This is a genomic window from Pseudomonas sp. LAMO17WK12:I1, assembly GCF_900177315.1.
Lineage (GTDB): Bacteria > Pseudomonadota > Gammaproteobacteria > Pseudomonadales > Pseudomonadaceae > Aquipseudomonas > Aquipseudomonas marginalis.
Genome location: NZ_FWZV01000002.1, coordinates 268,510 through 283,038 on the forward strand (window position 1 = coordinate 268,510; position 14,529 = coordinate 283,038).

Annotated in this window: 14 protein-coding genes; 5 read left to right on the forward strand and 9 right to left on the reverse strand. The window is 60.6% G+C overall.

Annotated features, from left to right (window positions below; all coding sequences use genetic code 11):
- Positions 1-11: 11 nt before the first annotated feature.
- The 5 genes from urtE to urtA form a co-directional block, all read right to left on the reverse strand.
- Positions 12-701 carry an urea ABC transporter ATP-binding subunit UrtE gene (gene urtE / locus B9N88_RS03855; protein ID WP_027603386.1) on the reverse strand — a complete coding sequence of 230 codons (690 nt, stop codon included), beginning with the start codon at positions 699-701 and terminating at the stop codon, positions 12-14.
- 2 nt (positions 702-703) lie between these two features.
- Positions 704-1,441 carry an urea ABC transporter ATP-binding protein UrtD gene (gene urtD / locus B9N88_RS03860; protein ID WP_027603387.1) on the reverse strand — a complete coding sequence of 246 codons (738 nt, stop codon included), beginning with the start codon at positions 1,439-1,441 and terminating at the stop codon, positions 704-706.
- A complete protein-coding gene (urtC, locus tag B9N88_RS03865; RefSeq protein WP_027603388.1) occupies positions 1,438-2,586 on the reverse strand; it encodes an urea ABC transporter permease subunit UrtC in 1,149 nt (382 codons plus the stop codon). The genes urtD and urtC overlap by 4 nt, the downstream gene beginning before the upstream one ends.
- Before the next feature lies 1 nt (position 2,587).
- Positions 2,588-3,490, reverse strand: coding sequence for an urea ABC transporter permease subunit UrtB (gene urtB, locus B9N88_RS03870; RefSeq protein ID WP_027603389.1), 903 nt, complete (start codon positions 3,488-3,490; stop codon positions 2,588-2,590).
- Between the two features lie 79 nt (positions 3,491-3,569).
- Positions 3,570-4,751: an urea ABC transporter substrate-binding protein gene (urtA, locus tag B9N88_RS03875; RefSeq protein ID WP_027603390.1), complete on the reverse strand. Its 1,182-nt coding sequence runs from the start codon at positions 4,749-4,751 to the stop codon at positions 3,570-3,572.
- 650 nt (positions 4,752-5,401) lie between these two features.
- On the opposite strand from urtA, the gene B9N88_RS03880 reads away from it, so the two are divergent.
- The 4 genes from B9N88_RS03880 to B9N88_RS03895 all read left to right on the forward strand — a co-directional run bounded on the left by B9N88_RS03880 (position 5,402) and on the right by B9N88_RS03895 (position 9,342).
- A complete protein-coding gene (locus tag B9N88_RS03880; RefSeq protein WP_027603391.1) occupies positions 5,402-6,550 on the forward strand; it encodes a transporter substrate-binding domain-containing protein in 1,149 nt (382 codons plus the stop codon).
- Positions 6,547-7,170, forward strand: coding sequence for an ANTAR domain-containing response regulator (locus B9N88_RS03885; RefSeq protein WP_027603392.1), 624 nt, complete (start codon positions 6,547-6,549; stop codon positions 7,168-7,170). Before B9N88_RS03880 ends, B9N88_RS03885 begins: the two co-directional genes overlap by 4 nt.
- 213 nt (positions 7,171-7,383) lie before the next feature.
- Positions 7,384-8,919 (forward strand): amidase, encoded by a 1,536-nt coding sequence (locus tag B9N88_RS03890; protein ID WP_027603393.1) that lies wholly within the window; start codon positions 7,384-7,386, stop codon positions 8,917-8,919.
- A gap of 54 nt (positions 8,920-8,973) precedes the next feature.
- Entirely contained in the window at positions 8,974-9,342 is a 369-nt protein-coding gene (locus tag B9N88_RS03895; RefSeq protein ID WP_081744359.1) for an NAD-dependent epimerase/dehydratase family protein, read from the forward strand.
- Here the strand turns inward: B9N88_RS03895 and B9N88_RS03900 are convergent.
- The 3 genes from B9N88_RS03900 to B9N88_RS03910 form a co-directional block, all read right to left on the reverse strand.
- Positions 9,242-9,703, reverse strand: coding sequence for an SCP2 sterol-binding domain-containing protein (locus B9N88_RS03900; RefSeq protein ID WP_223841655.1), 462 nt, complete (start codon positions 9,701-9,703; stop codon positions 9,242-9,244). The two genes, B9N88_RS03895 and B9N88_RS03900, sit on opposite strands and share 101 nt — an antisense overlap.
- A gap of 22 nt (positions 9,704-9,725) precedes the next feature.
- Positions 9,726-10,571 (reverse strand): alpha/beta fold hydrolase, encoded by an 846-nt coding sequence (locus tag B9N88_RS03905; protein WP_027603395.1) that lies wholly within the window; start codon positions 10,569-10,571, stop codon positions 9,726-9,728.
- Between the two features lie 543 nt (positions 10,572-11,114).
- A complete protein-coding gene (locus tag B9N88_RS03910) occupies positions 11,115-12,215 on the reverse strand; it encodes an alkene reductase (RefSeq protein ID WP_027603396.1) in 1,101 nt (366 codons plus the stop codon).
- A 148-nt stretch (positions 12,216-12,363) separates the two neighbouring features.
- Here B9N88_RS03910 and B9N88_RS03915 point away from each other — a divergent pair, with 148 nt between their 5' ends.
- Positions 12,364-12,951 carry a TetR/AcrR family transcriptional regulator gene (locus tag B9N88_RS03915; RefSeq protein ID WP_027603397.1) on the forward strand — a complete coding sequence of 196 codons (588 nt, stop codon included), beginning with the start codon at positions 12,364-12,366 and terminating at the stop codon, positions 12,949-12,951.
- Positions 12,952-13,100: 149 nt separating this feature from the next.
- Here the strand turns inward: B9N88_RS03915 and B9N88_RS03920 are convergent, their stop codons facing one another.
- Positions 13,101-14,087: an acrylyl-CoA reductase (NADPH) gene (locus tag B9N88_RS03920; RefSeq protein WP_027603398.1), complete on the reverse strand. Its 987-nt coding sequence runs from the start codon at positions 14,085-14,087 to the stop codon at positions 13,101-13,103.
- Between the last annotated feature and the right edge of the window lie 442 nt (positions 14,088-14,529).

Here is a 14,529-nt window from a genome sequence, read left to right on the forward strand (position 1 = left end):
CAGGTCCGGTTTCAGATGGTCAGGTAGCGCAGGATGCGCTCGCGGTCGACGGTTTCGCGGACCTCGCTGTGCACGAACTCGCCTTTCTCGATGATCAGGTAACGGTCGGCCACCGCCATCGCAAACGACAGCACCTGTTCGGAGACGATCAGCGAAAACCCCCGTTCTTTTTTCAGCAGGTTCAGGGCCCGGGCGATGTCCTTGATGATCGACGGCTGAATGCCCTCGGTCGGCTCATCCAGGATCAACACTTTGGGGTTGGAGACCAGCGCGCGGGCAATCGCCAGCTGTTGCTGCTGGCCGCCGGAGAGGTTGCCGCCCTTGCGTCGACGCATCTCGAACAGCACCGGGAAGTACTCGTAGATGTAGTCGGGAATCGGTGCGGCAGGGGCGCCCTGCATGCCGGTGAGGATGTTTTCCTCCACCGTCAGGTACGGAAAAATCATCCGCCCCTGCGGCACGAAGCCCACCCCGGCGGCGACCCGCTCATAGCTCTTGCTGGCGGTGAGTTCCCGGCCCGCCAGCGTGATGCTGCCGCTGCGCGCCGGCAGCATGCCCACCAGGCTTCTGAGCAGGGTGGTCTTGCCCATGCCGTTGCGACCCATGATCGCCAGGGACTCGGCCGGTGCGAGGGTCAGGTCGAGATTGCGCAGCACATGGCTGTCGCCGTAATACACGTTCAGGTTATTGACGGTCAGCATGCTCAGTGCCCCAGGTAGACGTCGATGACGCGAGGATCGTTTTGCACCTGATCCATCGAGCCGTAGGCCAGGGTTTTGCCCTGGTGCAGGACGGTGACTTTGTCAGCCACTGACTTCACGAACTCCATGTCGTGCTCGATGATCACCATGGCGCGGCCCTTGGCGATGCGCTTGAGCAGGCCTGCGGTCTTTTCCCGCTCGCCTGCACTCATGCCGGCCACCGGCTCGTCCAGCAGTAACAGTTCCGGGCGCTGCATCAGCAGCATGCCGATCTCCAGCCACTGCTTTTGCCCGTGGGACAACAGCCCGGCTTTGCGCCCCAGCTGGTCCTGCAGGAAAATCATCTCGGCGGTCTGCTCGATCTCTGCTTGCAGGGCCGGGTCTTTGCGGGCGAACAGGCAGTTGAAAATGCCTCGTTTGCCGGGCGACGAGATGTCGAGGTTCTCGCGCACGGTGAGGTCTTCATACACCGAAGGGTTCTGGAACTTGCGCCCAACGCCCGCGCGGGTGATCTGGTACTCGATCATGTTGGCCAGTTGCAGGTCCTTGAAACGGATGCTGCCGGCACTCGGTCGGGTTTTGCCGCAGATCATGTCAAGCAGGGTGGTCTTGCCCGCGCCGTTAGGCCCGATCACCACGTGCACCTGGTTTTCTTCGACATAGAAATTAAGGCTGTCCACTGCCTTGAAACCGTCGAACGACACCGTGAGGTCTTCGACACTCAGCAACAGGCCACTCATGACTGCACCTCCTGTTTGTTGTGGCCAAGGCGTTGCAGCAAACCGGCCAGCCCGGTCGGCAAGAACAGCACCACGCCCATGAACAGGAAACCGATGAAGTACTGCCAGAAGTTGACGAAATTTTCCGACAGGTAGGTTTTGGCCACGCCGATCAACAGCGTGCCGTACACCGCACCGACCAGCGACAGACGCCCGCCAAGGGCTGCGTAAATCACGATTTCGGTCGAAGGAATGATGCCCACCAGCGACGGCGACGCGAGGCCGACCTGCAGGGTGAACATCACCCCGCCGAGCGCGGAGATCAGTGCTGCGACGGCAAAGATGAACGCTTTGAACAGTGCCGTGTTGTAGCCGGAAAACCGTACGCGGTCCTCACGGTCACGGATCGCCACCACCACTTTGCCCAGCCGGCTGCGCAGGATGAACCCGCACAACGCCACGCAGCCCAGCAGCAACAGGGTGGTGATCAGGTACAGAATCCAGGGCGTTTGAGGCGTTTGCAGGCTCAGGCCAAAGGCGGTCTTGAAGTCGGTCAGGCCGTTGACACCGCCGGTGTAGCCTTGCTGGCCGATGATCATGATCGACATGATCGCCGCCAACGACAGGGTGATGATCGAGAAGTACACGCCGCCCACGCGCTTCTTGAAATACGCGTAGCTGAACACAAACGCGAGCAATGCCGGGAGGACGAGGATCGCCGCAAAGGTGAATGTCGCCGACTCGAAAGGCTTCCACCACCAGGGCAGCGCGTCGACGCTGTTCCAGATCATGAAGTCCGGCAACGCCGAGCCGTAGAAGGCGGCGAGCGCGCTCGCCGCTTCGTCGTTGGCGGTGGCTTCAAGTTTCAGGTACATCGCCATCATGTAGCTGCCGAGGCCAAAGAAGATGCCCTGGCCCAGGCTGAGTATCCCGCCGTAGCCCCAGATCATCACCATGCCCACGGCGCAGAACGCCAGGCTCAGGTATTTGCCGGCCAGGCCCAGGCGAAAGTCGCCCAGGCTCAGGGGCAATATCACCAGCAACAGCAGCGACAGCCAGACCAGGCTGTGGCGCTCGAGCAACGGCAGCAACCCGGTGCGCAGCCGGCGCGTGGTCGGCGTCGAGGTGCTGGGGCGGGTGAGGGGCGTCTCAGTCATGTCGTTCATCTCAGCGTCTCACTTTCGCGGCGAACAAGCCGTTGGGGCGGAAGAACAGCAGCACGATCACCACCAGCAGCGTGATGGCTTTGGCCATGGACCCGGTGGTGAGGTATTCCAGCGAAATCTGCGTCTGGCCGATGGCGAAGGCCGACAGGAAGGTGCCCAGCAAACTCTCTACCCCGCCAAACACCACGACGATGAAGGTGTCGACCAGGTACTGTTGGCCGCTGACCGGGCCGGTCGAGGCCAGCATGGTGAACGAGCTGCCGGCGATCCCGGCCAGCCCGCAGCCCAGGGCAAACGTGACCGCATCGACACGGGCGGTGTTAATGCCGGCTGCCCCCGCCATGGCGCGGTTCTGGGTCACCGCGCGAATGCGCAGCCCCCAGCGGCTGCGGTACAAAAACAGAAACACGGCGCCGGCGATCACCAGTGTCAGGCCGATGATGAAAATCCGATTGAGCGGCAGTTCCAGGCCTTCGCTGATCTTCCACGCGCCTTGCAGCCATTGCACCGTGGGCACGCTGACTTCCTTGGGGCCGAAGACCTGGCGGAACACCTGCTGCAGTACCAGCGACAGGCCCCAGGTCGCCAGAAGCGTGTCGAGCGGGCGGTTGTACATGAAGCGAATAAAGCAGCGTTCGAGCAGGAAACCGAACGCGAAGGTCACGACGAAGGCCACGCCGATGCCGATCACGAAATACCAGCCCATGTAGTCGGGAAAGTAGCGCGCAAACACCACGGACGTGACGTAGGTCATGTACGACCCCATCGCCATCAACTCGCCGTGGGCCATGTTGATTACGCCCATCAGGCCGAACACGATGGTCAGCCCCAGGGCCATCAGCACCAACACCGAGAACAGCGAAAACCCGCTGAAGACCTGCATCACCAAAATATCGAAAGTCATTGCGTCGCTACCTGTCGCTGCACGTTGGCGGACCGCGTGGGCGGGAGAGGGCGCGAGTCAGATCGCGCCCGACCCTGCATCACAGTTTCGGGAAAGGGTTGGGCTCGATGGGCGTGGACTCGTAGATCACGTCAACCTGGCCCTGGGCGTTGAGGGTGCCGATGCGCGCGCGCTTCCACAGGTGATGGTTGTCCTTGTGGACCTTGACCTCGCCTTCAGGCGCGTCGAGGGTCAGCTCCGAGGACGCGGCGATCACGGCCGGGACGTCGAAACTGCCGGCTTTTTCCACGGCTTTCTTCCACAGGTACACGGCGGTGTACGCGGCCGCCATCGGGTCGCCGACTACGCGTTTGTCGCCATAGCGGGCCTTGAAGGCGGCGACGAATTTCTCGTTGACCGGGTTTTTCAGGCTCTGGAAGTAGCTCATGCAGGTGAGAAAACCGGTGAGGTTTTCGGCGCCGATGCCGGTGACTTCTTCTTCGGTGACGGCCAGCGCCATCAGCGTCTGGTTGCTGCTGTCGATGCCGGCGGCCTTGAGCTGTTTGTAGAACGCCACGTTTGAGCCACCGACGATGGTGGACAGCACGATGTCGGGCTTGGCGGCCTTGATTTTGTTGATCACCGAGGAGAACTCGATGTTGCCCAGGGGCAGGTAATCCTCACCGACGATGGATCCGCCCTGCTTGGTCACCGACGCCCGTGCCAGCTTGTTGGTGGTGCGCGGCCAGATGTAGTCCGAGCCCACGAGGTAGACGGTCTTGCCTTTGTTGGCCATCAACCAGCTGACGGCTGCCAGGGTTTGCTGCGACGCTTCGGCGCCGGTGTAGATGATGGCCGGGGATTTTTCCAGGCCTTCATAGAATGTCGGGTAATACAGCAACGCCTTGTTGCGTTCGAACACCGGCAACACCGCTTTACGCGACGCCGAGGTGAAGGCGCCGAACGTGGCGACAACGTGATCGTTTTCCAACAGCTTGCGCGCCTTCTCGGCGAAGGTCGGCCAATCGCTGGCACCGTCCTCGACGATCGGTTCGATGGTCTTGCCGAGCACGCCACCGCTGGCGTTGATTTCGTCGATGGCGAGTTTTTCCGCATCCACCACCGAGGCCTCGCTGATGGCCATGGTGCCGGTCAGCGAGTGGATGATGCCGACCTTCACGGTCTCGGCTGCCTGCACCTGGCTGACCAGGGAAAACGGCAACAGGCTGAAGGCGCCCAGCAACAGGGCATGCTTGATCAAACGGCGTTTGTCGTTGTGCATTCACTTCTCTCCAGGAATAAAAAAAGCCCGACATCCCGGCTAAATCAATAGTCGGGAAATCAGGCTTCTTGTGCCGAATCTGGCGGGACAGCTGTGTCCGATCCAGTCGTACGCGAGGTGCTTCCCTACTTGCCAAGGGGGCGTAGGGCAAACAGCTGGCGCGATGTCTCTGGAGAGTTATAGCAAGGGCAGTGCCAATTGCGACCATGGCGTTTTCCGGGCAGTCGAAGGGGCGTGCGAGTGACGCCTGCATCTATTGCCGCGTGTCACTGGCCTGCGCTGCTTTGGCGCGAATGCACCCTGAATGCACCAATACCGTGAGCGTGTGGGCGGCATGGATGGGCTCCACGGCAAGGATTGAAACCGGCCGGCGCCGCGGGTGCAGCTCGCCCATGGCGTGTGGCCCACTATCTGCATGAGCGACAGGCAACACCCTCGCAGGGTCCCTTGTCACACGCCCATCCTCGGCAGGTGTGGAAGGCCCCTCGCATGACTGGCCCTGACAGTGTTGTCGCGCCAGCCCCAGGCACAACCCGCCTGAGAGCAGCCATTTTGTTATACGGCGTCTCGCTCAATCATTTTTTGCACAGGCCTCCAGACCCCCATCCACGAGCGGGTGTCTTTTCTCACGTTGAACAAGGTTGATAGGCATGGTTGACCAGTCGATCCGCATAGGCGGTCTGTTTTCCGATACCGGTGTCACGGCGGCTGCCGAGGGCTCGACGATGCGCGGCGCGCAGTTCGCAATTGCGCAGATCAATGCGGCAGGCGGGGTCGATGGTCGCCCGCTGCAGTTGATCACCCGTAACCCCGATTCAACGCCTGCGCTGTACGCCATGCACATCGAATCGCTGATCCGCGAAGAACACCTGCGGTTTTTCTTTGGTTGCTACACTTCGGCTGCACGCAAGGCGGCACTGCCGATTGTCGAGCGCTACGACGCCCTGTTGCTGTACCCGGTGTATTACGAAGGTTTCGAGTATTCGCGCAACATCATCTACACCGGCGCCACACCGAATCACAATGCCCTGCCGCTGGGCAATTACATGCTCGACAACTTCGGCAATCGCGTGTTGATGATCGGTTCCGAGTACGTCTACCCGTACGAAACCAATCGCTTGATGAGCGACCTGTTGTACGAGCGTGGCGGTACCAAGCTGGGCGAGTATTACCTGCCGCTGAAAAACGCGCGTCCGGAAGATTTTGCCAAGCTGATGGTCAAGGCCAGGGAGCTCAAGCCCTCGTTTATTTTCTCGACGGTCGTCGGCGAAACCATGGGGCATTTGTACCAGGCCTACGCCGACGCAGGCTTTGACCCCTCGGTGATGCCGATTGCCAGCCTGACGACCAGCGAAACCGACATCCAGCAAATGGGGATTCACCTGGGGGTGGGACATATTTCGGCGGCTACGTATTTTCAGTCGGTGGACACGCCGACCAACCGCCAATGCATCGCCCAATACCGCGAGTTGTTTGGTCAACACCAGGTCACTGACCGTTGCTGGGAGGCGGCGTACTTTCAGGTGCACTTGCTGGCCAAGGCGATCGTTCGAGCTGGCAGCACGCAAGTGGAGGATGTGCTGCAGGCCATGCGCGGGCTGGAATTCGAAGCGCCACAAGGACGCATTCGGGTCGATGCCAACAATCACCACACGTACTTGTTTTCGCGGATCGGCCGGGCCAACGTCGAGGGCCAATTCGACATCCTTTACGAAAGCCAGAGTGCACTCAAGCCTGACCCTTACGCCATTGCACCCAATTTCAATGAATGGTCCGGCTCGGTGGGGAGACGTCCATGACCTTGCGCGCCGCCAAGAAACGCCTGCGCAACGACAGCGCGACAGGCATCAAGGACCTGCGCGACGTCAGCGTATTGGTGGATGACGAGGATGGACGCAACCTGATCGAGCAGTTGCAGCGCATCGGTTGTCAGGTGCGTGTGCAATGGCCGATCCCGGAGCGCTTGAGCGCCGAGGCGGACGTGATCGTGTTGGCGGTGTCGCCGGAAAGCCTGTCGACCAACACGCCATGGCTGTTGCACGCCAGCACGCCGCCGATCATTCCGGTGATTGCCTATGAGAACCCGATCATCGTCGAGGCATTGGTGCAGTTGAACGCTTGCTCTGTCATTCCTTCGCCCGTGAAGTCGTTCGGGTTGCTGACCGCTTTGGCGATCACGCTGAGTCAGTCACGCAAGGCCCGCGAACGGGAACGACACGTCAAGCGCCTGGAAGGGCGCATGGCGGTCATGCGCACCGTGCAGCAGGCGAAAATAATCCTTATCGAAACCAAGGGCATGTCGGAGACCGATGCCTACAACGCCTTGCGAGACCAAGCCATGGCCAAGCGCGAACCGGTGGAAAAAATCGCCGAAGCGCTGGTCAAGGCCCATGAGTTGTTCCGACAAGCCTGTTCCTGAACAGCCTTTGAGCATCAAGCTTGTGAGGGCTTGATCCTCTTCTGCGTGGACGTTTGCCATACGCCTCCCTTGGCAGGTATGGATCACCGCGTGGCGACCGGCGTGGACAATGGAGTCCTCCGGAGCGAGCCGTAACCTGTGCAGTGGGCACGGGTGGCGCGCGTCAATGATCGCCCGAGATCGGGTGGTTCTTAACGTCATTTGGAGAACACCATGTCCGTAAAACGCCCCGGCAAAGCCGACTTTCTGATTGCCGCCGAAGACCACGGTTATCACCTGACAGATAGCCAGATGGAGGCCTTCCTCAACCTGGCCGATGAAACGTTGAATTCCTACGAAGCCATCGATGCGCTCTACGCTGCCAACGTCGCGCAGCAACCGCCTGAACGCGAATACAACAAAGCCGCCGAGGCAGACAACCTGCACGGCGCCTGGTACGTGAAAACCCGAATCGTCGGCGCGGCGCAAGGCCCGTTGGCCGGCAGGACGGTGGTCATCAAGGACAATGTGTCGGTGGCTGGCGTGCCCATGGCTAACGGCTCATTGAGCCTGGACGGTTATATCCCGTCCGAAGACGCCACTGTGGTCAAACGCTTGCTGGCGGCCGGGGCCACGGTGGTGGGCAAGTCGGTGTGTGAAGACTTGTGTTTTTCCGGGGCAAGTTTTACCTCCGCCAGCGGCCCGGTTAAAAACCCCTGGGACCTGACGCGCAACGCAGGCGGCTCGTCCAGCGGCAGTGCGGTGCTGGTGGCGCTTGGCCAAGTCGACATGGCCATCGGCGGCGATCAGGGCGGTTCGATCCGGATGCCGTCGGCCTGGAGCGGCATCGTCGGGCACAAGCCGACTTACGGCCTGGTGCCTTACACCGGCGCTTTTCCGATTGAGCGGACCATCGACCATGTGGGCCCGATGGCCAATAACGTACGCGATGTGGCAGCGATGCTCGATGTCATTGCGGGGGCCGATGGGCTTGATTCCCGGCAGAAAAATCCGCCAGCGGTCAACTGCCTCGCGACGCTGGAGCAGGGCGTGGCCGGCTTGAAAATCGGCTTGCTGCGAGAAGGTTTTGCGATCCCGGGAATGTCCGAGCCGCAGGTGGACGCGCTGGTCAAGGCGGCGGTTGCCCAGCTTGAAAGCCTGGGCGCCAGCGTCGGCGAAGCGAGTGCGCCGTGGCACACGGGCGTGGCGTTGGATCTGTGGAACGTGATTGCCACTGACGGCGCGGCGTATCAGATGCTGCAGGGCAATGGTTACGGCATGAACGTCGACGGTTATTACGACCCGGACATCATGAGTTACTTCGGCGAAAAACGCCGCGAACATGCCGATGCATTGTCCAGTAGCGTGCGAGCGGTTGCGTTGACCGGTCACTACAGCCTGAAAAACCTGCATGGCGCCTACTACGCCAAGGCGCGGATGCTGGTACCGGAGTTGACGCGCCAGTACGACGAGGCATTCAAGGATTTTGACGTGTTGGTGATGCCCACCATGCCCTTCGTAGCCACGCCGTTGACCGCCGCGGACGCCCCCGTCGAGGAGTACGTGCACAGTGCACTGGACATGCTCGCCAATACCGCGCCGTTTGACCTCACGGGGCACCCCGCGACATCGATCCCGGCGGGGCTTGCGGACGGTTTGCCGGTCGCCATGATGATCGTTGCTCCGCGCTTCCAGGACGCCCTCGCACTGCGCGTTGCCCAGGCCTACGAACACGCCCGTGGCGTATTCCCTAAACCCCCGGCGCTGTAAACCGATGGCCTGCCCAGGCGCTGGCGAATACGTTCGCTGGCGACTGGGCCTGGAATGGCCATCGCGCAACGCCTGCTGTCAGAAGGCTGGCGTGTGCAGGGGCTGAGTCGCCGCGCTGCCGGTATCGACCATCCGCGCGTTCACTGGACTGAATGCGATCTGAGTGACTTGCAGGCCTTGGATCAAGCCTTGCAGCCCATCGAAACGGTGGATGCCATCGTCCACGCGGCAGGTTTCATGCGTACCGCCCCGTTGGGGCAGTTGCAGCCGCAGGATGGCCAAGCCATGTGGCAGGTTCACGTGGCGGCGGCGAGCCATTTGGTCAACACCCTGCACGCCAGGCTTCACCCCGGCGCCCGAATCGTGATGATCGGCAGCCGCACGATGCAAGGCGTCGTGAAAAGACCTGCGCGGGGTCTTTAGCCGGCTGCAAGTATTCTGTTAATCCCTGGAACCACATCACCTCGACAAAATCACCGCTGATTTTCAGATCGCCTGTACGCAAGCCCGTCAGGAATTCATCCTTGCTGTCTTTAGCCGACAGAATGGCGAAGCCTCTTTCTGTGTTTCTGAACGACAGCGTGAATGCCGGCTTTTGCGTTAAACCTGCGGCGGATTTTATCTTTCCGTTCGCAACGGTGAAGTAGCGACCCACGCCATCCTCTGTTCGAATCTGAAAGACCAACGACTTGCCATTAACAAATTTTGCGCAGCCGGGGTTTTTCTTGATGGCTCGCTGTAACAGCTTGGTCAGCGCCCACAACAAAAATTTAAACTTCAGCATGATGTGCTGGCTCCGTAAGTTGTCATTCGCTGAGGAACGCGATGGCGTGTTTCAGAAAGCGCTCAGGGCATTGGAATTGGGCGCCGTGGCCCGCATCCGGGTACAGGAATAACTGGGCGTTCGGGATGTTCTGGGCCATGTACCAGGAGTTGACTGTTGGAATCATGACGTCATTCATGCCGTTCAGGATGAACGTTGGCTGTTTGATAGTGCGCAGATGATTGAAGGGATCATTTGGGTCCAGCTTGGGCATAAAGTGCATGTGGGCTTCGATCTGTGCCTGCATCACCTGCACAGAGCTGGGTGGATCCTGGTCGACACGCTGATGACGGCGCTCCCAGAACTCGAGCCCTGCCTGCCGCGCCGTCTCGGAGCGACCGAAAAACAGAAACAGAAAATCGTCCACTGTGGGAATGGGCCGTGGTGCGGCCTCCAGCACACCGGGGTCTGAGTCCGGATTACCGCCACGAGGCCCGGTACCCAGCAGCATCAGTTTGCGCACGAGGTCGGGATGGCGTCGTGTCAGGTCCTGGGCGATAAAACCGCCAAGCGAGAAGCCCAGCACATCGACTGTTGATAGACCGAGTGCGCGGATCACTGCGGCAGCGTCGTCGGCCATCAGCTCAATTCGGTTACGCGGCTCTCCGGAAGAAGAGGCAATGCCGCGACCGTTGTAGAGGATGACCTCGCGCCCTGCCGCCAGCCCATCCGTCATGATGGGGTCCCAATGATCCATGCCGCCACGGAAATGCTGGAGGAGGAACAGCGGAGGCTGATCTGTCTTGTCATTGCCCCAGCGGCGATAGGCAAATGTCTCGCCATCGACATCGATATACAGGGTAGGGGCGGTTAAATGGCTATAGCTCATTTTGAAGTCCTCCAAGGGGTTGTCATCTGATGCAGCAAACCATGGCTGTTTGGGGACAGATTGCACCCGCGCGGGTTGTCCGCACCGGGCCCGATGTCTGGTTGCACGGCGACGGGTGTTGACGGAGCAATGCGACTTCGCAGTGTTACTGCTGCAACATCAAGCTACGCCAGACGATTACAGGCTGAGCCGCGTCTTCAGGTACTTTGCTGGTCGGTGATTTCGCGGGTGTCGCTTGATCCTGATGTGGGCCTGTGTGTCCTGTATCGGGCGGTGCGGCTGCGGTTGATTCAACGCACTCATTGATGTCGCACTTATCGTTATTCAACTTCATCTTTCCAGCCTTTTGCGCACTCCTGCCTTACCCCTTGTGCCCCCAGTCGTGGTCGTTCTGTAATCGACGCTGGCTCGTTTGGTGCCAGAACACAGGTAACGACACCAAGCACGCCATTTATACGGAGTTACCTGGACCTTCCCGGATACAAGCTTCGGTCACTCAGTGAGAGGGGGGCACAAATAAAACCTGGCCCGGTCAGGCACTGCCTAGTTGGCGACAGCGCTGGCTTCGGCCAGTGTCAGGTAGTCGATGTAGCCCGTCGCACCGCCGCCGTAGAGGGTGGTGGGGTCGAAGGCGGACAGCGGCGCACCGGCCTTGAGCCGCTCCACCAGATCCGGGTTGCCGATAAACGGGCGGCCAAAGGCGATGAGGTCAGCCTTGTCCTGCGCAAGCCGCGAGTTGGCCAGGTTTTGGTCGTAGCCATTGTTGGCGATGTAGGTGTTCTGGAAGCGCTGGCGCAACGCATCGAAATCAAACGGCGCCACGTCGCGTGGCCCACCGGTCGCGCCTTCGACGACGTGCAGGTAAACGATGTCGAGCGCATTGAGTTGGTCGACGATGTAATCGAACTGAGCCTGCGGCTCACTGCTCGACACACCATTGGCGGGCGAGACCGGCGACAGGCGAATGCCCGTGCGGTCCGCGCCAATCTCGGCGACCACGGCAGCGGTCACTTCCAGCAACAGGCGCGCACGATTTTCGATCGAACCGCCGTAGGCATCGGTACGCTGGTTGGCGCCGTCCTTGATGAATTGATCGAGTAAATAACCGTTTGCACCGTGGAGTTCCACGCCGTCGAAGCCGGCCGCAATGGCGTTTGCCGCCGCTTGGCGGAAATCGTTGACGATGCCTGGCAGTTCGTCGAGTTCGAGCGCGCGTGGCTCGGACACGTCGGCAAAGCCGTTATTGACGAAGGTCTTGGTCTGGGCACGGATGGCCGAAGGCGCTACTGGGGCGGCACCGCCCGGTTGCAGGTCCACATGGGATACCCGGCCAACGTGCCACAGCTGCACAAAAATCTTGCCGCCCTTGGCATGCACCGCTTCGGTGACCCGGCGCCAGCCGTCGATCTGCGCCTGGGTGTAAAGACCGGGTGTGTCTTGGTAACCCTGGGCCTGCGCCGAAATCTGGGTGGCCTCGGTGATCAGCAGCCCGGCTGAAGCGCGCTGGCTGTAGTAAGTGGGGGCGAACTCGCTGGGCACCAGTCCAGTGCCGGCGCGATTGCGCGTCAGGGGCGCGAGCACGATGCGGTTGGCGAGGGTCAGTGAGCCAAGGGTATAGGCAGTAAACAGATTTTGATCGGTCATGTGAGGTGTCTTCTGTGGCTGTGGCGGAAGAGGGATTTGGCTTGCCTTTATGATGGTGATCATAATCAAAGCTGTCAATTATTTTGATTGCAATCAACATCTATGTACTATGGGCGTAGGTTTTTTGTGCAAGTTCGAGGTATCGCAGGTGAAAGTGACCAAAGCGCAGGCGCAGGCAAATCGCGAGCACATCGTCGAGACGGCCTCCGTGTTGTTTCGTGAGCGGGGGTTTGACGGCGTAGGTTTGGTGGATCTCATGGGGGCCGCCGGGTTCACCCACGGAGGTTTCTACAAACATTTCGGCTCAAAGGCCGATTTGATGGCCGAGGCTGCAGCCAGCAGTCTTTCCCGGTCGCTCGCCGGCACCGAGGCGCTTGATATTCAGACGTTCATCGATATCTACGTGTCGAGGGATCACCGTGACCGGCGTGGCGAGGGCTGCACCATGGCGGCCCTGTGTGGAGACGCGGCGCGTCAGTCGGATGAGCTGAAGCGTGCATTCGCCGAAGGCATAGACCGCATGCTGCAAGCGCTGGTGCAAAAGTCTCCGACCGTCGAAGACGCTGCGCCGGGCGAGACGAGAGCGAAGATGATCGACGTACTGGCTCATGCCGTTGGCGCGGTGGTGTTGTCGCGAGCGTGTCCGGATGATTCGCCGCTCGCCGATGAAATACTCGAGGTTTGCCACGCCCGGATATCGGCTTCCTTGCCGGTATCGCCAGGCAGCGAGCAATAGTCCGGGAGACCTCAAGCGCGCCTGCCGATGCGCTTCATGGGCGTGCGAGAGAGCAAGCGGTCGATCCTCGGTTGATCATCGATTTTCGCCAGCAGAGGCAGCGCCTCGGACAACAGCGCGTGGTGGCACTGGAAAACCCCGCCGCCCCGTCACGCGTTCACGTCAACGATGGTGCGCCCCTGAATTTTCCCTGCGAGCACGCGGCTGGCGATGTCAGGAACATCGCCGAGGCCAACCACCTTTGAGGTTCGGGCAAGCTTGTCCAGATCCAGGTCACTGGCAAGGCGCGACCAAGCCTGCAGCCGTATCTGCTGAGGCGCATTGACCGAATCAATACCAGCAAGGGTGATGTTGCGCAGGATGAAGGGGAGCACAGAGGCGGGCAGATCCGCGCCTTGTGCAAGTCCGAAGGCCGCGACCACGCCACGATACCGGGTATGCGCCAGCACGTTAGCCAACGTATGGCTGCCGACCGAGTCAATGGCGCCCGCCCAGCGCTCTTCGGAAATCGGTGCGCCCGGTGCGGACAGGGTGTGGCGGTCGATGATTTCGTTCGCGCCGAGCGCGCGCAGGTAATCGGCTTCTTCAAGCCGCCCGGTCGATGCGATCACGCGATAGCCCAGTTTGGACAGCAGGGCAATCGCCACCGATCCAGAGCCGCCATTGGCGCCGGTCACCAGGATGTCGCCGCGCGCAGGCGTCAGACCGCCATGTTCCAGTGCCAGCACGGACAGCATTGCGGTGTACCCCGCTGTGCCGATGGCCATGGCATCCCGGGCCGAAAACGCTGCGGGAATCTTGACCAGCCAATCACCGCTCACCCGTGCCCTCTGGGCGAAGCCGCCGTGGTGAGTCTGGCTGAGCCCCCAGCCGTTGGCCAGCACACGGTCGCCGGCCACAATGCCGGGATAGGTCGACGACTCTACGACACCGGCAAAGTCGATCCCCGGAATCAGCGGAAACGTGCGGATGATCGGTGACCGGCCACTGAGTGCCATCGCGTCCTTGTAGTTCACCGTTGAGTATTCGACCGCGACGGTGACGTCGCCCGGCATCAAATCCTCGTCCTCAAAGTCAACCAAGCGGGTTGAAAGGGTGTCACCGGTCTTGCTGGCGAGCAGTGCCTTGAATGTCATCGTCTTCTCCTGGTCAGGTGACCACGTGCGTTGTGCTAAATCAGTTGACCCAGCTGGAAAACCTTGGGTTCGCCTGCGATCCACCTGAGGGTAGTTGAAGGTGACGATACCCTTGTCCTTGGGCGTCCCGGCGAGGTTTTCCTGGACCATGGCGGCAAACTCGAAGGCCAAGCCCGCCTCGACGAAAGCAGGTGGGCGCGGTCAGATGGGCGCGCGAATTGCCAGCACCCTTGCGAGGCAACTACTTCAATGATGTCGATCATAATCTTCGTCGTCAAGATCTTTGATTGCGATTGACATCAATGAGGGCTGTAGGCTTCACTGCTGGTCTATCTACACAGATCTTGAAGATGAAAGTCACTAAAGCGCAGGGGAACGCTATCAAGGCGGTCATGCGCCCAGTCGATCGCGACAACAGGGCCGATTCAATTGACGGAGCACA